Genomic DNA, 23,175 nt, shown 5'->3' with positions numbered 1-23,175 from the left:
TCACCCGGCGGGCGGTGGGCGAGCCCGCGCCGCGGGAAACCCGTGTTCCGTTCGTCGGCGCATCGGCGCGTCGACCTGTCGGCCCGTCCGGACGTCGGCACGGGGGCTCAGCGGCCCTCCGGCTCCAGGTCCCCGATCACTCCGATCCGGATGCCGAGCCACGGGTAGGTGTGCCGGTAGAAGTAGTTGTCCTGGGGCTGGAGTCCCACGGCGGAGGGCCACATCTGGTAGGGCGCCGAGTTCGACACCCCGCCGTGGAGACGGCGCCAGACCCGGCCGAAGTCCTGGCCGGTCGGGGGCGGGGTGATGGTGTCGGTCCACTCGACCGCGTTGCCGCCCTGGTCGAGGGTCCCCCACGGGGAGGTGGTGCGCGCCTGGCCGACCGTGCTGAGGCTGCCCTGGTACACCTCGGCGTAGGTCGTGGGGTCCAGGCCGAGCGGGTTCACGGTGGTGCAGTCGTCCGGCGGCACCTGGGCCGGGCACCAGGTGGGCGCCGCGCCGCCGGAGGGCCGGTACGAAGCGAGCGGCTGGGTCGACGCGTTGGTGACGTCGCCGGTCGTGGGGTTGAGGACGGTGGGGCTGGGCGCGGTCGCGTCGCCGTCGCCGAAGACGCCCGGGTTGGTGGGGTACTTCCAGTACGCGTTCGTACCGCCGCCGTTGGGGTCGTAGTACGCCGCCTTGACCCACTCGTTCTGGCTGGGCACGACGAAGCCGGAGTCCTCGGTGCGGGTGGTGTCCGGGCGGTCGAGGTCGTACATCCCCCGCTCGGTGCGCGGCGAGAGCCGCACCTGGTAGTTGACGTACGTGAAGCCGCCCTCAGTACGCGTGCTCTTGGACAGGATGCGGCCGTTGACGAGGGAGTTGACCAGGCGGGCCGCGTCGAGGAAGTCGGCGAAGCCGTACGGCTTGTCCGCCCACTCCGGCCGGGCCGGCGCGTAGTGGCGGCCCCTGCGCGCGTCCTCGGAGAACTCGACCTGGCCGTACTTGGGCCAGGACGCGCCGCTCTCGCTCTCGTCGTAGAGGTCGAAGGGATCGCGTCCTTCGGGGTCGGCGGTGTTCAGGAACGCCACCCACTGCGCGACGGTGATCTCGAGCCTGCCGATCTCGTACGGGTAGCCGACGGCGCCGACCGTGAGACAGCCGCGCGACGTCTCGGGGGCCGCGTCGCAGTCCGTGTAGACGGCGTCGGTGAAGGGGACGACGGCCACCGGAGGGTTGCCGGGGGCGCCGACCCTGGTGGTCGTCACGGAGATGACCACACCGGCCCGGTGACGATCGCCTTCGTCGGCGGGCGTTCCCGCTGTCGCGGCCGGGGCGAGGGGCGCCGACAGCACGCACGCCGCTGCGACGGCCTTGAGCAGGCGGGGGCGGGGGGATGCGAGACGCATGGGCGTACCTGTCCGATCGTGGCGGGCCGCCCCGCGAGCCGGAGGCGGGCGGGACGGCCCGTTGATCACAACAACAGCGGCCGCCACAGTAACCCCACCGGTCGCTCATCGCGTCGGAGGCGGCACCGAACGCATCGAATGGCGGACAGGCAGGGGAGGAGCCGGGAGGGTCCAGTGCCCGAGTCCCGCCCGACGGCGCGCGTCGCCCGGGCTCACATCGGACGCCGCCCCCGTCCGTCCGTACGGCCCGGCAGGCGCGTGGCCACGAGCGCGCCCAGGGAGGCCACCGCGGCGAGGACGACGAGCGCGGTCCCCATCGCGGCCGTGAAGGCCGGCCCGCCGACGGGTCCAGGACCGGCCCCCGGCGCCGCGGCGCCCATCAGCATCGTCACCAGCGCCACCCCCAGCACCGGACCGATGTTCATCGCGGTCTGCTGGAGCCCGCCGGACACGCCTTCCGCGCCGAGGGGCGCCTCGCGCACGACGACGGCGGTCGCCGTGACCATCACGAGGCAGAAGCCGGCGCCGACGACCAGGAAGGCCGGCCCGGACGCCCAGGGGGTCGACTGCCCGTCGAGGCGGGACGTGAGGAGGATGCCCAGCACGAACAGCGCCATTCCCGCCACCGCCGTGCGCCGGTGGCCGTACCGGCGCTGGAGCGGAGCGGCCGCGGGGGCACCGAGCACCATCACCACCGCCAACGGCAGCATGCGCAGCGCACTCGCGAACGGGTCGAGCCCGAGGACGTGTTGGAGCAGGTACGTGCCGAGGAAGAGGGTTCCGAACAGCGCGGCGGACGCCGACACCAGCACGGCCAGTGACGCCACGAGGGGCACCGACCGCAGCACGGCGGACGGTACGAGCGGACTCGCGGTCCGCCGCTCGCAGGCCGCGAAAGCCGCCCCCGCGACCGTGGCGGCGAGGACCGTGAGGGTGGTCGACGCCGTCCAGCCGGTCCCGGGCAGTCCCACGAGGGCGTGCACCAGGCTTCCGAGACAGACCGCGAACAGACAGGCGCCCGGCAGACCGAGACCGGCTCGGGAGTCGTCGGCGCGCTCCGGCTCCGGTGTCCTCACCAGGAGGACGAGCACGCCGACGGCGAGTGCGGGAGCGACGCTCAGGAAGAAGACGGAACGCCACCCCAGCCGGACGGCGAGCGCGCCGCCGACGAGCGGCCCCGCGGCGACCGCCAGCCCGATGGCGCTGGTGCGCAGCGCGATGGGCATGGCCAGCCTGCCGGGGGGATACGCGGCGCGGAGCATGCCGAGCGTGGCCGGCTGCAGCAGGGCGCCGAAGACGCCCTGGAGCACCCGCAGTCCGATCACGAGCCCGGCGCTCCCGGCGAGGCCGATCCCCGCCGATGTGACGGCGAAGCCCAGCGCCCCCGCGGTGAAGACGCGGCGGTGGCCGAAGCGGTCCCCGAGCCGGCCCGCGAACACGAGCAGGCTCGCCACGGCGATCAGATAGCCGGTACTGGTCCACTGGACCTGGGTGAACGACGCGTGGAGCTCACGCTGCATCACCGGCTGGACGACGGTGAGCACGGAGCCGTCCACGGCGACGACCACGGCACCGGTGATGCTGCTGGTGAGGGTCAGCCGCTGGAGGCGACGCCGGTCCCCCGGCCCCGTGGAGGTGCCCGTCCGCGCGACGGTCATCGGGTACGCGGACCGAGGTGGGCGTCCAGGGTGGCGCGCAGCAGGGGCCCGACGTCGTCGCCGCCCGTGGCGAGCTGGAGGCTGCCCCAGCCCCACAACTGCGCGATGCCGTGCAGGTTCGCCCACAGCGCCCCGGCGACGACCACCGGCTCGGCGCCGGTCCCGTTGCGGCTGATCGCGCCGGATTCGGCCCGCGCCCGGCCGACGAGGTCCACGAGGGCCCGGTACAGCGGGAGGCTGGTCTCACGCAGCCCCAGTTCACCGCTCTCCAGCAGATCGTGACGGAACATCAGCTCGTACATGCCGCGATCGGTCCGGGCGAAGTCCAGGTACACCCTCCCGAACACGTCGAGCTGTGCCCGCGGATCCTCCTTCGGCCCGTGGGCGGCGACGGCTTCGGTCGCGCGTCCGGCGAGGTCCTCGAACCCGCGGCGCGCGATGGCGGACAGCAGGGACAGATGCGTCGGGAAGTAGCGGCGGGGCGCACCGTGCGAGACACCGGCCCTGCGGGCGATCTCCCGCAGGGACAGGGCCTGCATGCCTTCCTTCGCCACGAGTTCGACGCCGACGTCGACCAGCCGGGCGCGCAGGCCCGTGTCCTGTTCACTCATGGGCCCTGTCTACAGGCTGGGAGTAGACACTGTCTACTCGCCGGGCCGGGAGGGACGGGGGACGGGCATCCGGGCCCGGGGGAAGCGGCGGGGAGAAGGGGCGGGGGCGGGGTCTGCGGGCAGCGGGCGTACCGCTCTACGCCGCGCCGCAGGTCAGCTTCATCTGGGCCGCCGCGTGGTGCGCTCCGATGCGCGCGGCGCTGCCCCAGTCCCGGCCGCGGTCGAGGAGTTGCACCGCGAAGACCTTGTCACCCTTGACCGGGTAGCTCTTGACGGACACGAGCTCGCCCCGGTGGACGGTCTGGCGGACGCCGAAGCCCGTGTAGCCGGACCGCACGTTGTCCGGGTCGGCGAGGACGCGGTAGAACGTGGGATCACCGGCGGATTCGGACGCGCGGTTCGTTTTGGGAACGAACACCTCGAGCGCACAGCTCTTGTAGTCGTCGTCCAGCTCCCAGCTCCAGATCGCCGTGCCACGGGTGTCCTTGGCCGCGCTGCCCGACATGGGGACGGCCGTGAAGCTGCCGTCGCAGTCGGAGTTGCTGCGACCACCGTTGCGCACCGTGTACCAGGCGGCGTCGCCGTTCTCGAACCGGCCCACCTCGCGGTAGGCGCCCGTCACGCATCCCGGGCCCGCCCACTGCTCGAACTGCCCGCCACCGGGCAGCTCCGTGGGCCCCACCCGGGTCGGTATCGCGCGCCCCGGGAGGTCGGTCTCGGCGGCCTGCGCGTCTCCGCCGCCGTCGCCGTCGGAGCCGGTGAGGAGTGCCGCGGCGGCGACGAAGCAGCCCAGCACGACCACGGTCCCGGCCGCCAGCAGCGCCTTGCGGAAGCGGGAGAGCAGGGAGATACGGCCGGCCATCGTCTCGCGGGCGACCCAGGACGGCCCGGCACGCCGCTGGTCCCCGACCACGTAACCGCAGTCGGGACAACTCATACCGGGCAGTGGCGTGTGCCGTTCACTGCCGCACCGTTCGCACGCCATACCAGCCCACTATGCAGGAACCTCGGGCGTCACGGGCGGGAACCGCCATGATCCGCGGTCCCCTCACCATCCGCAGTCGGGTCGTGACCTGCGGTCGGGTCACTGCCCGGCCGCGGTCGGGCCCAAGCCGCGCAGTGGGTCACGACCTGCAGTCGGCCCGGATCTGGGCGGCCGCGTGATGGGCGCCGTACCGGCCGTCGTACCCCCAGTCCTGCCCGCGGTCCACGAGCTGAACCGTCAACTCGCCTTCCCGCACGGGAACATCGTTCACGACGACGACACCGCCGCGCATCGCCCGCTGACCGATCTCGAAGGCGGCGAGCACGGATCCTGGGTCCCGGTCGTCGGCGAGGACGTGGTATCGGGTCGGTGCGCCGGCGACGTCCTCCTCGCGGTCGCTCCACGGCACGCTCACCGCGATCGAGCACCGCGAGTAGCCACTGCCCGGGTGCCAGTTCCAGGTGACGGTGCTGCCGCGGTCCCGGTCCCGGACGCCGGACATCGGCACGGCGAGGAACCGGCCGTCGCACCCGTTGCCCCGGTGGCCGCCCGAGCCGACCTCGTACCAGCCGTCTCGGCCGTCCGAGTAACGTCCGCGTGTTCGGACGCCGTTCGGGCAACCGGGTCCGGCCCACTCGCTGAACCAGGCCGCGTCCCCGGCCTGCGGACCGGACGGCGCCGGCCGGGGCGCGGGTGCGGACGGGGACGGCTTCGGCTTCTTGGCCGTGGGCTCGGGTTTCGGAGTCACGGACGTGGCGCTCGGTTCGGGCAGGTCCTCCGGGAAGAACGTCGGACCGATCCTCTGCGGCATGCCGCCCAGCGCTATGTCGTCCACGACCGGCCGCGCGTCGTCGGCGCGTTCGCCGTCACCACCACCGCCGGCGGTTGCGAGGAGCGAGACCCCGAGTGCCAGCAGACACAGCGAAAGGGCAACTCCCGCCCCCGCCAGCAGCTTTCGCTCGAGGGGCGGTTCACCCGGCACCCGGTGTGCCGGCACGGGCTCCACGGTGCACGAGTCGAGCACCATCCCCGGCAGCGCGCCCCGGTGCGTCCCTCCGCATCTCTCGCAAACCATGCGGGTCACTATGCAGCGGGCGGAATACCGGCCGGTAGGCGTCGGCGCATATCAACGCGGTATCAATCCAAGATCCGCCGGTGACGGACGGCGGACGCGCGGGTCGCCCACCGACGGCCGGGCCGGCGGACGTTGACCTTGCCCCAGGGGCAGACCGCATCGTCCTCCTCACCGGGCGGACCTCCCGCCCGGTGACGGAGGATGGGCCCCGTGTACGACGACTCCCTGCTCACCATCGGGGCCTTCGCCGCACGGGCACGGCTCTCGCCGAAAGCCCTGCGCCTGTACGACCGCCTCGGGCTGCTCACCCCGGCGTACGTCGACTCGGCGACCGGCTATCGCTGGTACCGCATCGAACAGGTCGAGCGCGCCCGGCTCGTCGCGCTTTTGCGCCAGATCGAGATGCCGCTGGCGCGGATCGCCGAAGTGGTGGAGCTGCCGGGGCCGCAGGCCGCTCAGGCGCTGACGGTGTACTGGGGCGAGGTCGAGGAACGCCGTGCCGTGCAGGGCGCCGTCGTGGCCCATCTCCGTGACCGGCTTTCGGGCAGGAGAGAGACGATGTACGAGATCAAGACGGTGGACTTGGCCGAGCAGGCGGTCCTCACCGAGCGTCGCCGCCTGCGGGGGGACGAGCTGCCGCGCTGGATCCCGGCGGCACTCGGCCGCCTGGAGCGGGCGGCCGAGGAGTGCGGAGGCGTCGCGGGCCCGCCGTACGTCGTCTACCACGCCGAGGTCGGCCCGGACAGCGACGGCCCGGCGGAGGCGTGCGTGCCGGTCACCGACGCGCGCGCCGCACAGCTCTGGCTCGAGAAGCACCGGACCGGGGCGAGCCTCCGCATCGAGCCGGCCGGCCGCCTCGCGTTCACCAGGGTCACCAAGGCGCAGGTGGCGTACCCGCAGATCGGATCGGCCTTCGACGCCGTCGAGCGCTGGACGGCACGGAAAGGGCTGACGATCACGGGCCCGTGCCGCGAGGTGTACTTCGCGGACTGGGACGCGGCCTCGGCGACGGACGAGGTCTGCGACGTGGCGTTCCCGGTGGGCTGACGGCCGCGACCGCCCTCGCGACGGAGCCGGGCGGGCGGCGGGCCGGCGCAGTCGGCGGACGGCGGGCCGGCACGGGCACAGTCGGCGGACGGCGGGCCGGCTTCACTCGGCCAGGCCCGGCGGCCGCCGAACCGCTGCCCAAACCGCCACGGGCCCGCCGCCGTTCCGTTCCGCTGCTCCCTACCCGCCTCAGTTCCTGCCGATCAATTCCCGCCGCTCAGCCTGCCGCTCAGTTCCTGCCGCTCAGCTCTTCCGGACACGGGGTGCCGCGAGGGAGCTGGTACGGGGCGGCCAGCCGGTAGACGCCCGCCCGCGGGGCGAGGAGTTCGGTCCATTCGTCCCCCGCCGTGTCCTCCTCCGCCTTCATCAGACAGCCGGCGACGTTGACGAAGTCCTTCGGCTCGTCGTCCTCCCGGAGCTTCGAGGCCGCCGTCTCCTGCGGCTCCTCCACGCTCCGCCCCTGCTCGTCCACGAGCCCCAGCCACGGCGAGTACGGAACCCGGATCAGCACCCGGCCCGCCTCGCGCACATGGATGCGCAGCTCACCGGCGCCCGCCCGGTCCACCGTCGCCGGCGGATCGGCGAGCGGCGTCGGCTCGCGGACGGCGAAGAGCCGCCAGTTCGCGTCCGACCACACCGGCTTCAGATAAGGCTGGCCGCGTTCGACCAGCTCGGCCTCCTGACGGGCGCCCGAGTCGGGCTTGCCCGTCGGCAGCACCACGTAGTGGACGGCCCAGCGGTCGAGCCACTCACGGTAGCTGGCGGCGTCGAGCGTGTCGTCGTAGAAGAGCGGGTTGCGTTCCATGTCGGCCTGCCGGTTCCAGCCGCGCGCGAGGTTGACGTACGGCGCCAGCGCCGACGCCTCGCGGTGGCTGCTCGCCGGGACGACCTCCACGCGGCCCTTCTCCGCGCCGACCTCCTGGAGTTCGTTCACCAGCGGCGCGAGCTCCCGCGTCCAGGAGGCGGCCGGCGCCGTGCGCACGATGTCGTCGACGCTCTTGAAGCCGATCCAGCCGTTGAGCCCGGCGAACGCCACGACGACCGCGTACCACTTGCGCGAACGCGGCACGGCGTACGGCAGCGCCGCCAGCAGCACCACACCGGCGAACAGCATCGGGAGCCGCGACACGTTCGAGCCGATCTGCGAGTCCACGAGGAAGGTCAGCAGCGTCCCGGCGGAGTACACGCCGGCCGCGGTACGGACGGTGCGCCAGTCCCTCGGGACGAGCACGAGGACAAGCACCCCGAAGAGGAACGGCAGCGACGTCGACCCGAGCGACATCGGCTGGGTGCCGGAGAACGGGAACAGCCACGCCGACAGCGCCACGACCACGACCGGGGCGATCCCGAGTGCACAGGCACCCGGACGGCGTTTGTTCAAGAACAGCGCCGCCGCGACCACTCCGAGGAACAGTCCGGCGACGGGACTGGACGCGGTCGCGAGACCGGCGAGCGGCGCGGCGAACGCGGCCTTCGCCCACCGTTTCCTCCGCCAGCGGTGCGGCCAGCAGAACACGGCCGCGACCGCCCCGAGGGCGAAGACCATCCCCAGCCCGAAGGTGACGCGCCCCGAGAGCGCGTTGCAGAGGAACGCGAACACCCCCGCGAGTGAGCAGGCCAGCGGGTTCCGCACCGCCCGTACCCTCGTCAGGATCAGCGCGGTCAGGGCGGCGGAGAGGGTCCCGACGACCATCATCGTCGTGCGCACGCCCAGGAGGGACATCAGATACGGGGACACCACGCTGTACGAGACGGGGTGCATCCCGCCGTACCAGGCGAGGTTGTAGGCCGAGTCGGGGTGCCGGCCCACGAACTCGGCCCAGGCGTCCTGCGCGGCGATGTCGCCGCCGCTGTTGGCGAAGAAGAAGAACCACCCGAGGTGGAGGAAAGCCGCCAGTGCGGTCGCCACGAGGACCGGGCGGCCCGACAGCGCGCCGGTGAACCGCGAGGCGGCGAACCGGAAGCCGTCGGACCGTGGGCCGCGGGACGCCGGGACCCCGGGAGGCGCGTCGCCGGGCGCCGGGGATCCCAGAGGCACGTCGCGGGACGCCGGGACCACGGGACGCACGTCGCCGGGCGCCGGGACGTCGCGGGACGCAGGGACCCCGGGACGCACGTCGCCGGGCGCCGGGACGTCGCGGGACGCAGGGACCCCGGACGACCCGACGGGCCCGTGGGGTGCGGGGATTCCGGGAGAGGCGGACACCTCACGGGGCGCGGCGGGGTCGGGCGCCACCGGGGCCACGGCGCAGGCGGCGCACACAGCCGACGCGGCGGACGCGTGGGATGCGGCGGACGCGTGGGATGCGGCGGACGCGTGGGATGCGGCGGGCTCGTGGGACACAGGGCAACCAGGGGTCACGGGGCACGCGACGGACTCGGGGGAACTCGTTCCGGAATCCTCCCCTATTCGTAGGTCCTTCGCGGCTCGTGGCCCCCTCACGGCGCTGCTCTCGTCCGCGTGTGTCGGCTCGACGGTGGTCACTGCGGCTCCCGTGGTCGCTTCCCGTGCTCGGGGACGCCGTCCCGGCTTCGCGAATTGCCCCGGGACCGGGGACGCCGCGATCCGGGGACGCTAGCACGGTGCTGATGCGGCGGACGGGGGCACGAACCTCCGTGCCCCCGTCCGGCTGGCCGATGTCAGCCCAGGCGGGTCAGCTTGGCGCCGAACCCGGGCTCCGCGAGGTCATCCTGGAGGGTCACCGGCACGGTGACCTGGCTGGCGCCCTCTCCGACCGTCAGCGAACCGACCACCGTGCCGGCCGCGGCCTCGTGCGGCAGGGCCTTGCCGCCGTTCGTCAGCTCGAGCTTCACGGTCAGCCCGGACCAGCCGACCGCCTGCACGTCCTTGGTGGCCACGACCGGGACCGAACCGCCCAGACCGTCCTCGACCACACCGACGACCTGGCCCTTCTTGACGATCGTCGCGTTCTTCAGGGCGTCCTGGGTCGCGAGCATCAGATCCTTGCTCGCCTTGATCGCGGTACCGAGGATCGGGGTGTCGTGCTGTGCGAGCACGGCGCCGACGATCAACTGGTCCGTGTCGCCGACCATCTTGTGGGCGGCGAAGAGCAGGTTGCCGCCGGCCTTGGTGGTGCTGCCGGTCTTGATGCCGAGCGCGCCGTCGTACGGCGGCAGCTCGTTGTAGTTCCGCCACTTCTTGCCCGACGGGTCCGTCCACTCGGGCAGCTTGGTGATGTCCATCAGGGCCTTGATCTCGACCAGCTTCAGACCCAGTTTGACCTGGTCCTCGGCCGTGCTGACCGTCGTTGCGTCCAGCCCGGACGGGTCCGTGTAGGTCGTGTTCTTCATCCCGAGCTCCTCGGCGGCGGCGTTCATCTTCTCGACGAACGCCTTCTCCGAGCCGGAGTCCCAGCGAGCCAGCTGACGCGCGATGTTGTTCGCGGACGGGATCATGATCGCCGCGAGCGCGTCCCTCAGGCTGATCTTGTCGCCCTTCTTGACGGTGTTGAGCGTCGACTCGTTGTCCGTCTTGTCGAGCTGGCCGTCCGACTCGCCCTTGGCGTCGATCTCGATCATGGGCCCCGCCTCGCCCGGCTTGAGCGGGTGGTTCTTGAGGATCACGTACGCCGTCATCGACTTGGTCACGCTCGCGATCGGCACGGGCTTCTGCTCCCCGGAGGAGCCGAGCGTGCCGAGCCCGGACGCGGCCATGTACGCCTGGCCCTTGGCGGGCCAGGGCAGCTGCGGAGCCGAACCCTCGAACGCGTACGTCGGCTCGGCCGTGAGCGTGAGCGTGGGTGCCGGGAGCGGACGCAAGGTCTGTGCGACCGCGAAGACGATCAGGAGCAGCACGACCAGCGGCGTCCAGATCCTGACCCGCCGCACCAGGGTGCGCACGGGAGTCTGAGGGGGCGGCGGAGTGTTCGTCAGCTCGGCGAGCAGGTCGAGCGGCGGCTTGGGCGGCAGCGGCTGCTGCTTCGTGCGCTCGGGCTCGGCGAGCGACGCGGGCGGAGCGGCGGCGGACGCCGCGGGCCCGGCCGGCTTCGCGGCGGCGGGAGCCGACTGCGCCGAGGACGCGGCGGGCCGTACGTCGTCGCGCCGCAGCGGTACGAACGTGCTGGTCCGCTCCGCGGCGGACTCGGGAGTGTCACCGGAAGCGCCGTCGGAGGCGGGCCCCGGCTTGGACGCGGCCCCGGCAGCCGTGGCGGAGCCGGACGCGCCCCCGCCTCCGGAGGTGGTCCCGGCGCCGGGCGTGCCCGGGGACCCGGGCTTGCCGTCGGGTCCGGCCGCCGGCTTCCCGCCCGGCTTCGTGCCCGGCTTCGCCCGCTCGCTCGGGGGTGCGGTGACCCGGAGCGCCGTGGTGCGCTCGGCCTCCTTCTCGGAACCCGTGCGCTCCGAGCCTGTGCGGTCCGAGCCCGTGCGCTCCGAGCCCGACTGTGCGGAGGACTCGGAGGACTTCGTGGCCTGCTTGGGGGGCGCCGGCTGCCGGGTGATCTTCAGGGCGGTGGTCGGCTGGTCCACGGCAGGCCGGGGCAGCGCCTTGAACACGGCCGTCGGCTGGTCGACCGGCGTCCGGTCCTCGGCGCCGTCGGCCTCGTCGGCGTCCTGGTCGGAACCCGCCGCCACGGCGCGGTCGCCGTCCGCGGCGATGCCGTGGCCCTCCGCGGAGGAGCCCTCGGCTGCGGTTGCCTCCTTCACGGCGCGACGGGCGGCGGCCCAACTGGGCGCCCTGCTCCCGGAGCCGTCCTCGTCCCCGCCTTCGCCGCCCTCGCTCCCGCCCGCGTCCGCCTTCGCGTCGGCTGACGGTTCAGCGTCGTCGGACTTGCGGGGGGCGGGTGCCGTGGGCCTCTTCCCGGCCTTGTCGGCCGCCTCCGGGGTGCTGGGGACGTCTTCGGGGGTGCCATCACCCTCGACCGCCCCCGGAGCCTGTGCGTCCGCCTCGTCGCCGCCAAGGCCCTTGCCGTCGCCCTTGACGGCCGGGGCCGAGTCCTCGGCCGAGCCCGTGCCCTCGTCCGTGGCGGCAGCCGCCTTCACGGTCTCGGCCACGGTCCCGCTCGGGGTCTTGTCCTTGCCGGAAACCCATGCGGCCACCGCCGCACGGAGGCGGTCGTCGCCCTGCGGTGCCCGCTCGCCACCGCCGGAGGAGGGGGCCTCGGACGAGCGGTCCTCCGAGGACCCGGCTTCGGAGGCTCCGGCTTCGGCTTCGGCTTCGGAGGAAGCGGACCCGGCCTCGTCTTCGGAACCGGACGCCGAATCGGCCGCGTCCCCACCCGTGTCCGTGTCCGTTTCCCTGTCCGCGTCCGCGGCCACGCCACTGTCCGTACCCTTGCCCGAAGACGTCGGCTCCGACGGCGGCGTCCTGAACACCGCCGTCGGCTGGTCGACACGCCCCTCGGTGGACGCCCCCGCCGAACGGGCCACGGCAAGCCGCGGATCACGTTCGCCCGGAGTCGTCTCCCCCGACGACTTCTGCTGCTCCGACTTGTCGGGGGACTCGCCCGCCACCGTGCCTCCTCCGTGCCTCAACCTGAACCCGCGCCGTGGCGCTGGTACCACCCGCACCACTGTCCGAACCATCTACCAGTGTCCTGTGTGAGCCCCTTGGCCCCCGTGCTAGACGAGAACGACATACCTGCCGGTTCCCGTACGAAGCACCCAGGCACTCTCGACAGACCAATGTGAGAGGCGTCACCCTGTCATTCATCCACGCGGGGAGGCATGGATGGGCAGGAGCCGCAGAACACTTCCGGAGGAGCTTCTGCTGCTCGCTCTGGACCCGGCCACGGGTACCACAGCGCAGCCGCAGTCGCTCGACCTCGGCCTGGCCGGAGCACAGCTAGTGGAGCTGGCCCTGGCAGGACGGATAGCCCCAGACGGGGATCGTATCGCCGTGGTGATGCCACGGCCGACAGGAGATCCGACACTGGACTCCGCACTGGAACTGCTGCGCAGACGCGGCAGTCCGGTCCGGGCGGTCCACTGGATCGGCGGGCCCCGGCTGGGGTTGCGCCAGACCTACCTTTCACATCTGGAAAGGTGCGGCATGGTCCATGCCGTGGCGGGCCAGATGTGCGGGGTGCTGCCGACGACTCGCTACCAGGCGACGGACACGGCGATCAGCCGGGAGATCAGGGCCCGGCTGGACAGCGCGATCCGCACCGGCGTACCGCCGGACCCGCGGACGGCCGCACTCGCCGCACTGGCGCACGCGGTCGGCCTGGGCAAGCACCTCTATCCCGGGAACGAAGGGCGGTCCTCCCGCTCCCGGCTCCGGGACCTGATCAGGCACGACCCCATGGGCGGACTCGTGGCGCACGCCGTGATGGACGTTCAGAACGGTGCGTCCGCGCAGCCACGCCGTGCCTCGGCAGCGCCCGGCCGGCAGCCGGCCGTGCAGATGCCGTCACGACGCGGCAGCATGGCCCGCGCCGCCGTGCACTAGTACCGCATCAGGCTGGGTTTGCCCGTCAAGGAGCGGCGTCCGGTGCGTGGGGTCTCCCCAGGCCCTCCGGGCCGGGGAAGGGCCGCGAGGCGCCGGACCGACCTCGTAGCGGAGCTACTCGGTTGATCCGGCAACGCCGCGAGTCGCCGTGCCGGGCGTCGCGACGGGGCGAGCACTGCCCGATGCGGCGCCAGTACGGGTACGGGCCGGGTGTACGGAAGCGGCCACGGCCACGGGTGCTCATGTCGTACCCGTGGGCCGTGGACGCGGCCTGGACCACCCGTTCGCGTGCCCGCCGGGAGAGAACCGCCGGACCGACGTCACCCCGGACCGGGTACGGGAGCCGCAGAGGGTGCGGGGCAGTCGTACGAGCGACTGCCCCGCGCTCTCTTCATCATGCGCGGGCACTGTCGTGCGCGCGCCACTGTCATGGGGCCTCTGTCGCACGCGCTCCCACGTACGCGACCCGCACGGGGCGCGCCGCTCACGCGTACGCGCGCATGCCCGGACGGGTGTTCCGTCGCGCGCTCACGCATGCGCCCTGCCCCGACTTGCCGCGCACAGCCGGCGTTTTGTCCCCCGCATTGTGCGTGCGTGTCGTCGTTTTCCAGCGCGGGCAGCACCTTAGGTGGCAGTCTGCTGAGACGTAGATACGCACAGCAACAAGGACCGCGCAGCAGTCCACAGCCGGAGGTGCAGTTCCCGTGGCGTCCAACGTCAACCCCACCGTCAGGCGCCGCCGTTTGGGCCAGGAGTTGCGCCGGCTCCGAGAGCTCAAGGGCATGACCGCGGAGGAGGTGGCGGACCGTCTGCTGGTCTCCCAGTCGAAGATCAGCCGACTGGAGAACGGCCGGCGGTCGATCAGTCAGCGCGATGTGCGCGACCTCTGCGGAGTCTACGAGGTCGAGGACCACCGCGTGGTCGACTCCCTGATGCAGATGGCCAAGGACTCCCGCCAGCAGGGCTGGTGGCACGCCTTCGGCGACATCCCCTACAGCGTCTACATCGGCCTGGAGACGGACGCGGCGAGCCTCCGGGTGTACGAGCCGCAGATCGTGCCGGGCCTGCTCCAGACCAGGGGGTACGCGGAGGCGCTCATCACCGGCGCGCTCCCGGAAACCCCGAGCAGCGATGTGGAGAAGCGCGTCCAGGTCCGGGTCCGCCGCCAAGAGCGGATCGCCTCCGACGAGAGTCCGCTGCGACTGTGGGCCGTGGTGGACGAGGCCGCGCTGCGGCGGGTCGTGGGCAACAAGGAGATGATGCGCGAGCAGTTGGAGCATCTCGTCGAGCAGTCGCAGCTGCCGCACGTCACCGTCCAGGTGCTCCCGTTCAGCATGGGCGCCCATCCCGGAATCACCGGCCACTACGCCATCCTGGAGTTCCCCGACGCCTCGGACTCGAGCGTCGTGTACATCGAGGGCGTCACGAGCGACCTGTACCTGGAGAAGGCGAACGACGTGCACAAGTACACCGTGATGTACGAGCATTTGCGGGCGCAGGCGCTGAACGTCGAGCAGACACGGGAGTTCATCGAGGACATCGCCAAGTCCTACGCCAGATGAGCGCAGCTCCGGTGTCGCCCACCCGTCGTCGGACGGCCGCGGGGACACCATGGGGAAGCGGACCGGGAAGGCGCGGGGGCGCACGGTACACCTTCGTGACCATTTCCCGGAAGAGCACAGTGGAATATGCCATCCGGTCGGGTGAACGGACGTTCTCAGCGGTCAAGCGCGCCGAGTAGCGTCGTGATCACGCCGTCGAGCACGTCGGCAACACCGTCGAAACACGGAACCGGAGAAAGACATGGCTATTCACCAGGGCGCCACGGACACTTGGGTCAAATCCTCGTACTCCGGCGGAAACGGCGCATGCGTCGAGGTCAAGTCCCCTGTTGTGCAGGCGATCGCCGTCCGCGACTCCAAGGCCCCCGAGGGCCCCTCCATCACCTTCGTCCCCGGCTCCTGGACCGCGTTCGTGCACGGCGTGAGCAAAGGCTCCCTCTAGGGATCCGAAGCCGGAAGCAGAAAAGCGAGGAAGCCGAAGGCTTCCGACGCCGGCCCGCCCCACGGGCGCCGTGCCGGCCAGCGTCGAGGGACCCTGACTCGACGGACAGAGCCCTCTCGACTGGTCCGCCGTCCCGGCCGAGGGGGCTCGGCGCTGCAGGCCACGCCCCATGCCCGGGGACGGCTCGACCCACCTCTCGCCCAAGGTCCGTCCTTCATCGAAGCTCGTCCACATAGCGGTCCGTACCGGGGACCGTCGGAATGAAGGGCGCCACCAGCTCGATCCTCCCCAGCTCCCCCGCGTCGAGCCCGGCGAAATGCTCCTCCCAGACCTCCCTCGGATCCTGCTCCAGGAACCACAGCAGGGTCAGCCGGGTGTCCACGCCCTCGACCTGCTTCACGTACGTCATCCGGTCCAGCGGCAGCGGCGTGGGCCGGAACACCGTCACCATGGCCGCCGGGGACACGGCGGCCCCCTTCGGCGCGAGCCGCTTCGGCAGCTCCCTCGACCGCAACCACTCCAGCAGCTCCGCCCGGACCTCCGGGCTCTCCGCGTCGATCACCTCGACGACCAGCCCGGCGTACGGATGGTCGAGCGCGTGGTAGTCGCGCGGACCCGCGGCACCGTCCCGGTAGACGGTCGCCACATGGTCCTGGAACGCGGTGAACACATGGGTACGGGCCTGGTGGACACGGCCGTCCCGATTGAGCCTCTTGTTGATTCCGACCGTCCATCGCATGTGGTCGTCGTAGCGCCCGTCGGTGATCCAGTAGGTGGAGACGTAGCAGCCGGCGGTCACCGGGCTGGCCACCGCCGATTTCTCCGGATAGCGCAGCAGCTGCAGATCCCGGGTCGCGACCCAGCGACGCCCCGCGAACATCCAGGGCATCGCCATGGCGCCCGCGTAGTAGTGGTCGTCCTCGTACCAGCGGTTGTACGCGTACTCATGGCCGGGATGCGGCTCGACCATGGTGATCAGCGCATGGCCGGGACGGACCCCGTAGGGGCCGACGGCCGCCAGTTCCGCGTACACCCCGGACCGGGTGTCCTCGCTCACGACACTCCCCTTCCCTCCTGCGATGGGCGGACCTACTCTGACGCACCGTCAGATAAAGGGCCAGAGCCGGGAGGCGCCGAGATGCTGCTGCAAGGGAAGACCGTCATCGTGTCCGGCGTCGGCGCCGGACTCGGGCACCGGGTCGCCGAGACGGTCGTGCGCGACGGCGGGAACGCCGTCCTCGGCGCCCGCACCGGAGCGAACCTCGTGAAGACCGCCGGCGAGATCGACCCCACCGGCGCACACACCGCCCACCGCGCCACCGACATCACCGACGAGGGCCAGTGCGAGGCACTCGCCGCCCTTGCACTGGAGCGCTTCGGCGGCATCGACGCCGTCGTCCACGTCGCCGCCTGGGACAGCTACTTCGGCGGCATCGAGGACGCCGACTTCTCCACCTGGCAGCAGGTCCTCGACGTCAATCTGCTGGGCACCCTGCGCATGACCCGCGCCTGCCTGCCCGCCCTCAAGGAGCGCGGCGGATCGGTGGTCGTCATCGGCACCCAGTCAGCGGTGGCCGCCCCCTCACAGGTCCGGCAGGCGGCGTACGCGGCATCGAAGGGTGCGCTCACCTCCGCCGTGTACTCCCTGGCCCGGGAGCTCGGACCGCACCGGATCCGGGTCAACACCGTGCTCCCCGGCTGGATGTGGGGCCCGCCCGTCCAGGCGTACATACGGTTCACCGCCGACACCGAAGGCGTTCCCGAGGCCGAGGTGCTCTCCCGGCTCACGGAGCGCATGGCACTGCCGGAGCTCGCGACGGACGGGGACGTCGCGGAGGCCGTCGCCTTCCTCGCCTCGGACCGCGCCCGCTCCATCACCGGCCAGTCCCTCCTGGTCAACGCCGGTGAACTCATGCGGTAGCCACCGCGGTTGCACATACGGGGCGGCCGCCGCCGTTCGGTGCGCGGCACGCAGCGCGCCCCGAGGCGACCGGCACCCGCCACAAAGGCCGCAAGGGCCGCACGGGCCGCACGGGCAAGCGGGGTCACGTCCTTCGTCACCTGGTCCTTCCCGATCGCCATCGGCATCTTCATCGGGGCCAAGCTGTTCGCACCGCGGCTCAACCGGCTGCGGTCGCGCCTCCACGTCGCCTCGCCGCTCGAGTACCTGAAGAGCCGCTACAACCTGAAGACCCAGCAGGCACTCGCCTGGTCCGGAGTGCTGTTGAAGATCGTGGACGTCGGCGCCAAGTGGGCGGCGATCGCCACACTGCTCTCGGTGTTCACCGGGATCTCACTCAACCAGGGCATCCTCATCACCGGCGTCATCACCGGCATCTACTGCACGGTCGGCGGCCTCTGGGCGGACGCCCTCACGGAGATGGGCCAGTTCGTCATCCAGTTCTTCGCCGGCATCGCGATGCTCGTCGCCGTGATGGGGGAGCTCGACGGCTTCTCGACCTTCTGGACGATCTGGGACGAACCGGAGCTGCAGGGCCACGGAGCCCCCACCGCCGGCCCGTACACCGTGACCTTCCTCCTCGCCTTCCTCTTCATCAAGACGTTCGAGTACAACGGCGGAATGTGGAACCAGGCGCAGCGCTACATGGCGACCGCCAACGCACGCGAGGCCACACGTTCGGTCCGGCTCTCCGCCCTCCTCTGGTTCGTGTGGCCGCTGGTCCTGTTCTTCCCGATGTGGTGCGCGCCGCTGCTGGTGGAGGCGCAGAAGCCGGACGCCTCGGACTCGTACGCCCTGATGACCGAGCAGTTGCTGCCGCACGGCCTGCTGGGCCTGGTCATCGTCGGATTCTTCTCGCACACGATGGCCATGTGCTCGTCGGACGCCAACGCGATCGCCGCCGTCTTCACCCGCGACATCATGCCGGTGCTCTCCAGGAAGGCGCGGACGTGGAGCGAGCGCGCCGGGCTGTTCGCGGCCCGCTGGACGACGGTCGCCTTCCTCGGACTGTCGATGGCGATCGCCACCCAGGTGAACTCGCCGACCTTCAAGAACATCATCACCGTCGTCATCACCTGGGTGGCCGGTCTGATGGGCCCGATCGCGATTCCGTTCATGCTCGGCCTGCTCAAGTCCTTCCGCCGGTCGGGTCCGACGGCGGCGCTGAGCAGCTGGGGGCTCGGCCTGCTCGCCTTCTGGCTGGTCAACTACCCGATCAGCTGGGGCATCGACGGCGGTACGCCGCTGCAGTACAAGGTCTCGGTGCCGCTCGCGATCTCACTGATCGTGTACGTCCTCGTCGGCTTCATCAAGCCCGAGGACACGCCCGAGAGGGATCTGGTGCTGGCGAGGATCAACGGCGACGACGACCCGGCCGCGGCGGCGGTCCCGGCACCGGCAGGGCCGAGCGAGGTGCCGCCGGTCAAGGAGGGCGCGGACGGCTGAGGATCCCCTTGGCAAGGGCCCGGTACCGAGAGGGACGCCGTCGGTCGATCCGGGGCCTTTGCGCCCGGTCCGCTCTCAGCCGCGCGGATAGCGCTGGAGCCAACCGGGGGCGGAGGCGGCGGGGCCGTGCAGGGCCGGTCCCTGGGTCATCTCCATGGCGAAGTCGTCGGCGAGTTCGAGGATGGTGGAACGGCCCTCGAGTTCGGCCAGCCAGGCGGGCGGGAGGGCCGTCTCGCCGTGGAGCGCGCCCAGGAGGGCGCCGCAGAGGGTGCCGGTGGTGTGGGAGGGGCCGTCGTGGTTGACGGCCAGGCGGAGTCCGTGGCGGACGTCCTCACCGACGAGGGTGCAGTAGACGGCGACGGCGAGAGCGTCCTCGGCGTTCTCGGGATCGCCGAGGGCATCGATGCGGGTGGGGCTCGGGATGCCCTGGCGTACGGCGCCGAGCGCCTGCTTGAGCGCGTCGGTCACGGGCTGGTGGCCGGGCCTGTTCGTGAGGAGGGACAGCGCCCGCTGGACGGAGCCGTCGACGGTCTCGCCGCGGGCCAGCCCGTGGACGATCACGGCGAAGGCGCCGGCCGAGAGGTACGCGGTGGGGTGGCCGTGGGTCTGCGCCGCGCACTCCACGGCGAGCTGGCAGACCAGCTGCGGCTCCCAGCCCACGAGCAGTCCGAAGGGCGCGGAGCGGACGACCGCCCCGGCGTCGCGGGCGGTGGGGTTCTTGGGCTTGTCGACCGTGCCGAGGACCTCGTCGGCGAGGCCGGTGAGGCAGGAGCGGCTCGGGTCGCGACGCGTGTAGAGCCATTCCTCGCGGGCGAGCCAGCCGTTGTCCTTGCGGCGCTCGTCGGGGCCCCAGTCCCGCTGGGTGGCCGCCCAGCGCAGATGGGCTCTGTGGACGTCGGTCGGCGGGTGCCAGGCGCCGGTGTCCCGGCGGACCTGGGCGCGTATGAGGCCGTCGACCGTGAAGAGGGTCAGCTGGGTGGCGGCGGTGACGGCACCGCGGCGGCCGTAGGCGGGGACCAGGTCGGCAGCCCCGTCCGGTCCGTGGGCGGCGCGTATCTCGTCCAGCGACAGCGCGGCGATCCCGGCACCCAGTGCGTCGCCGACTGCCCCGCCCAGCAGGCAGCCGCGCACCCGGGCGCGGAAGTCCTGCTGCTCGGCACGTCCCCAGACGGCTGCGGCCGGTGTGGTCACGCGGCTCCCCCCTTCTCGTGCGCAGCACTGTAATCGACCGCGAGAGATCGCTTCATGGGCGGAATCCAGCCGGAACGGCTTATGAAGCGGAATGCGACGGTCAGCTTCGGCCCGGTTCCGATCACCGTTCCCGGTGCGGTGCGACACCGCCGCGGGGCGCCGTGACCTGCACCGTCGCCGTCGTCGTCACGGCCGCCGACGCGTGCCCGGAGCGACAGCCGTCGCACAGGCACGGCGACGGCTGTCGCGTGGGCGGGGCGGGAGTCGCAGGCGGGACGGCAGTCGCGTCGCGCCGATGGCCCCGGCGCGGGCCGGTGCCCGGCGCTGACCGGGCGGAACGGCCGACGGCCAGCCGGACGGCCGACCAGGCCGTGGACGGCCGGTGGTGGGGCCGCCGGGCCGTGGACGGCCGGGGGTGGGGGGCCGCCGACCGCCCGGCGTGACTCACATCACGGGCCTTCGCCCGCCCCGGCGATCACCGGGCGCCGGCTCAGCCCTGTTCCAGCACCGGCAGCAACTCCGGGAGGTGGCCGTCGGAGTCCGTCGCGGTGCGCTGCCGTTCCGCCGGGACCTCGCCGTACAGCGTCGTACGGGGCCTCGACGGACGACCGGCGGACTCGGCGATGGCGGTCAGGTCGCGGATGGAGCGGTACGAGCCGTAACCCGACCCTGCCATCCGGGAGATGGTCTCCTCCATCAGCGTGCCGCCCAGGTCGTTCGCCCCGGAGCGCAGCATCTCCGCGGCGCCGTCCGCGCCGAGCTTCACCCAGCTGGTCTGGATGTTGGGGATGTGCGGGTGGAGCAGCAGCCGGGCCATCGCCGTGACGGCGCGGTTGTCGCGGGTCGTGGGGCCGGGGCGGGCGATGCCGGCGAGATAGACGGGGGCGTTGGTGTGGATGAAGGGCAGTGTCACGAACTCGGTGAACCCGCCCGTCTCCTGCTGGATGCGGGACAGGGTGCGGAAGTGGCCCAGCCAGTGCCGGGGCTGGTCGACATGCCCGTACATCATCGTCGACGACGAGCGGATGCCCAGTTCGTGGGCGGTGGTGACGACCTCGATCCAGGTGGCGGTGGGCAGCTTGCCCTTCGTGAGCACCCACCGCACCTCGTCGTCGAGGATCTCCGCGGCCGTCCCGGGGATGGAGTCCAGTCCGGCCTCCTTGGCCGCGGTCAGCCACTCGCGGATCGACATGCCCGTGCGTGTGGCGCCGTTGACGACCTCCATGGGCGAGAACGCGTGCACGTGCATGCCGGGGACGCGCTGCTTCACGGCCCGGGCGATGTCGAAGTACGCGGTGCCGGGCAGGTCGGGGTGGATACCGCCCTGCATGCACACCTCGACCGCGCCGACGTCCCACGCCTGCCGGGCGCGGTCGGCGACCTGGTCCAGCGACAGCGTGTACGCGTCGGCGTCGGTGCGGCGCTGGGCGAAGGCGCAGAAGCGGCAGCCGGTGTAGCAGACGTTGGTGAAGTTGATGTTGCGGGTGACGATGTACGTGACGTCGTCGCCGACGACGTCACGGCGCAGGTCGTCGGCGATCGAGCAGAGCGCGTCCAGCGCGGGCCCGTCGGCGTGGAGCAGCGCGAGGGCCTCGTCGTCGGTGAGTTTCGTCGGATCGTCCGCCGCCGTGGCCAGAGCGTGCCGTACGTCGGTGTCGATCCGCGACGGGACCATGCCGGGCGCCGCCGCCTCGCGCAGGGCGCCCCAGTCCCCGTACACCTCGTCGAAGTCGTCCCGGCGGTCCGAGGTCCGGCCGTCGGTGTCGATGGTGCGGTGCAGATCGGTCCGCCCGCTCGCGACGAAGCCCTCGTCCGGTTCCTGCCAGGGCAGGCCCACGGGCAGCGCGCCCTCGTTCGCGAGACCGGTCTCGGGGTCGGCGAGGGCCCGCACGTGCGGGAGCAGCCGTGGGTCCAGCCAGGGCTCGCCGCGCCGGACGAACTCCGGGTACACGGCGAGCCGTTCGCGCAGTCGGAAGCCCTCGGCCGCGGACCGCTCGGCGAGCAGGTCGATCTGGGGCCACGGCCGCTCGGGGTTGACGTGGTCGGGCGTCAGCGGCGACACCCCGCCCCAGTCGTCGATGCCGGCGGCGATGAGGCGTCCGTACTCCTCGTCCACGAGGTTCGGCGGCGCCTGGAGGCAGCCGGAGGGTCCCATGATGTGCCGGGCGACGGCGATCGTGGCGACGAGGTCGTCCAGGTCGGCGTCCGGCATCCCGCGCATCGCCGTGTCGGGCTTGGCGCGGAAGTTCTGGATGATCAGCTCCTGGATGCCGTGGTAGGCGCGGGAGACCCGGCGCAGCGCGAACAGCGAGTCCGCGCGCTCCTCGTACGTCTCGCCGATCCCGATCAGCAGCCCGCTGGTGAACGGGACGGAGCTGCGCCCGGCGTCCTCCAGCACCCGCAGCCGCACCGCCGGCTCCTTGTCGGGCGATCCGTGGTGCGGGCCGCCGGGCTCGGACCAGAGGCGGGTGGCGGTGGTCTCCAGCATCATGCCCATGGAGGGGGCGACGGGCTTGAGCCGCTGGAAGTCCGTCCAGGTCAACACGCCCGGGTTGAGGTGGGGAAGGAGTCCCGTCTCCTCCAGGATGCGGATCGCCATGGCGCGTACGTAGGCGATGGTGTCGTCGTACCCCTCCGCCTCCAGCCACTCGCGCGCCTCCGGCCAGCGGTCCTCCGGCTTGTCGCCGAGGGTGATGAGGGCTTCCTTGCAGCCCAGTTCGGCTCCGCGCCGCGCGATGTCCAGCACCTCGTCGGGCGACATGAACATCCCGTGGCCGGCGCGACGGAGCTTGCCGGGGACGGTGGCGAAGGTGCAGTAGTGGCATTTGTCCCGGCACAGTCTCGTGAGCGGGACGAACACGCTCTTCGAGTACGTGATGACGCCGGGCCGCCCCGCCGCCTCCAGCCCGGCGTCCCGCACGCGCGCCGCGGACGCGCACAGGTCCTCCAGGTCCGCGCCCCGCGCCTGCAGCAGCACGGCGGCCTCGCCGATGTCGAGCGCGACGCCGTCCCGGGCCCGCCTGAGGGCGCGGCGCATGGCGTTGGCGGTCGGACGCCCCGCCTGGTCTCCGGCCCGGTCTCCGGCCTGGTGATCCGTCATGCAGCGAGCATACGAGCGCGGACGGACAGCGGGACGGGGGGTGGGGGCGTATGCGCCGAAAAGGGTCGGTGAGAGGGGGTGCGCGGGAGCGCGGGCCGAGAAGTTGCGAGCGGGGCGGACGTACCATCCGGGGACGCGGAGGTACGGGGCGCGGGCTCCGGCGGGGGCGGGGTCCCGGTGATCGGCGATCGAGCACCCGGCACCGGGGTCCGAGGTGCACGCCTCGGTACGGAGGAGGAGTACGCGTGTCCCGCGTTCGTGTCGACGGGAACGGGCCGGGAACGCCTATGCGCGAGGAAGCCGT

Annotated in this window: 16 protein-coding genes; 6 read left to right on the top strand and 10 right to left on the bottom strand. The window is 72.3% G+C overall.

The features are described from left to right. Positions 1-107: 107 nt before the first annotated feature. The 5 genes from BLT82_RS22670 to BLT82_RS22650 form a co-directional block, all read right to left on the bottom strand. Positions 108-1,388 (bottom strand): hypothetical protein, encoded by a 1,281-nt coding sequence (locus BLT82_RS22670; protein WP_093657713.1) that lies wholly within the window; start codon positions 1,386-1,388, stop codon positions 108-110. 212 nt (positions 1,389-1,600) lie between these two features. Then, positions 1,601-3,046, bottom strand: coding sequence for an MFS transporter (locus tag BLT82_RS22665; RefSeq protein WP_093657711.1), 1,446 nt, complete (start codon positions 3,044-3,046; stop codon positions 1,601-1,603). Continuing rightward, positions 3,043-3,657 carry a TetR/AcrR family transcriptional regulator gene (locus BLT82_RS22660; protein ID WP_093657709.1) on the bottom strand — a complete coding sequence of 205 codons (615 nt, stop codon included), beginning with the start codon at positions 3,655-3,657 and terminating at the stop codon, positions 3,043-3,045. Before BLT82_RS22660 ends, BLT82_RS22665 begins: the two co-directional genes overlap by 4 nt. Before the next feature lie 136 nt (positions 3,658-3,793). Next, positions 3,794-4,594: an adhesin gene (locus BLT82_RS22655; protein WP_244292082.1), complete on the bottom strand. Its 801-nt coding sequence runs from the start codon at positions 4,592-4,594 to the stop codon at positions 3,794-3,796. 187 nt (positions 4,595-4,781) lie between these two features. Continuing rightward, entirely contained in the window at positions 4,782-5,717 is a 936-nt protein-coding gene (locus BLT82_RS22650; protein WP_143041517.1) for an adhesin, read from the bottom strand. Positions 5,718-5,918: 201 nt separating this feature from the next. On the opposite strand from BLT82_RS22650, the gene BLT82_RS22645 reads away from it, so the two are divergent. Continuing rightward, a complete protein-coding gene (locus tag BLT82_RS22645; RefSeq protein ID WP_093657703.1) occupies positions 5,919-6,764 on the top strand; it encodes a MerR family transcriptional regulator in 846 nt (281 codons plus the stop codon). Positions 6,765-6,993: 229 nt separating this feature from the next. On the opposite strand, the gene BLT82_RS22640 is transcribed toward BLT82_RS22645, so the two are convergent. Continuing rightward, positions 6,994-8,694, bottom strand: coding sequence for an MFS transporter (locus BLT82_RS22640; RefSeq protein WP_244292089.1), 1,701 nt, complete (start codon positions 8,692-8,694; stop codon positions 6,994-6,996). Between the two features lie 710 nt (positions 8,695-9,404). Beyond that, positions 9,405-12,233, bottom strand: coding sequence for a hypothetical protein (locus BLT82_RS22635; protein WP_244292080.1), 2,829 nt, complete (start codon positions 12,231-12,233; stop codon positions 9,405-9,407). A gap of 217 nt (positions 12,234-12,450) precedes the next feature. Here BLT82_RS22635 and BLT82_RS22630 point away from each other — a divergent pair, with 217 nt between their 5' ends. From BLT82_RS22630 to BLT82_RS22620, 3 genes are all read left to right on the top strand, one after another. Beyond that, a complete protein-coding gene (locus BLT82_RS22630; RefSeq protein ID WP_093657699.1) occupies positions 12,451-13,170 on the top strand; it encodes a GOLPH3/VPS74 family protein in 720 nt (239 codons plus the stop codon). A 704-nt stretch (positions 13,171-13,874) separates the two neighbouring features. Next, the gene (locus BLT82_RS22625; protein WP_093657697.1) at positions 13,875-14,732 is read left to right on the top strand and encodes a helix-turn-helix domain-containing protein; all 858 of its coding nucleotides are present in this window, start codon (positions 13,875-13,877) and stop codon (positions 14,730-14,732) included. A 241-nt stretch (positions 14,733-14,973) separates the two neighbouring features. Further along, positions 14,974-15,174: a DUF397 domain-containing protein gene (locus BLT82_RS22620; protein ID WP_093657695.1), complete on the top strand. Its 201-nt coding sequence runs from the start codon at positions 14,974-14,976 to the stop codon at positions 15,172-15,174. A gap of 214 nt (positions 15,175-15,388) precedes the next feature. On the opposite strand, the gene BLT82_RS22615 is transcribed toward BLT82_RS22620, so the two are convergent. After that, positions 15,389-16,231, bottom strand: a complete 843-nt coding sequence (locus BLT82_RS22615) for a hypothetical protein (protein ID WP_093657693.1) — start codon at positions 16,229-16,231, stop codon at positions 15,389-15,391. 81 nt (positions 16,232-16,312) lie between these two features. Here BLT82_RS22615 and BLT82_RS22610 point away from each other — a divergent pair, with 81 nt between their 5' ends. Both BLT82_RS22610 and BLT82_RS22605 read left to right on the top strand, forming a co-directional pair. Then, positions 16,313-17,095, top strand: a complete 783-nt coding sequence (locus BLT82_RS22610; RefSeq protein ID WP_093657691.1) for an SDR family oxidoreductase — start codon at positions 16,313-16,315, stop codon at positions 17,093-17,095. Between the two features lie 9 nt (positions 17,096-17,104). Continuing rightward, on the top strand, positions 17,105-18,580 hold the full coding sequence (locus BLT82_RS22605; RefSeq protein ID WP_244292079.1) for a sodium:solute symporter family protein: 1,476 nt from the start codon (positions 17,105-17,107) through the stop codon (positions 18,578-18,580). 75 nt (positions 18,581-18,655) lie between these two features. Here the strand turns inward: BLT82_RS22605 and BLT82_RS22600 are convergent, their stop codons facing one another. Further along, positions 18,656-19,771 (bottom strand): ADP-ribosylglycohydrolase family protein, encoded by a 1,116-nt coding sequence (locus tag BLT82_RS22600; RefSeq protein WP_093657689.1) that lies wholly within the window; start codon positions 19,769-19,771, stop codon positions 18,656-18,658. A 490-nt stretch (positions 19,772-20,261) separates the two neighbouring features. Further along, on the bottom strand, positions 20,262-22,871 hold the full coding sequence (locus BLT82_RS22595; RefSeq protein ID WP_093657687.1) for a bifunctional FO biosynthesis protein CofGH: 2,610 nt from the start codon (positions 22,869-22,871) through the stop codon (positions 20,262-20,264). Between the last annotated feature and the right edge of the window lie 304 nt (positions 22,872-23,175).

Source organism: Streptomyces wuyuanensis (genome assembly GCF_900103455.1).
In the GTDB taxonomy this organism is placed as follows: domain Bacteria; phylum Actinomycetota; class Actinomycetes; order Streptomycetales; family Streptomycetaceae; genus Streptomyces; species Streptomyces wuyuanensis.
This window is presented reverse-complemented; position numbering and strand designations above follow the sequence as displayed.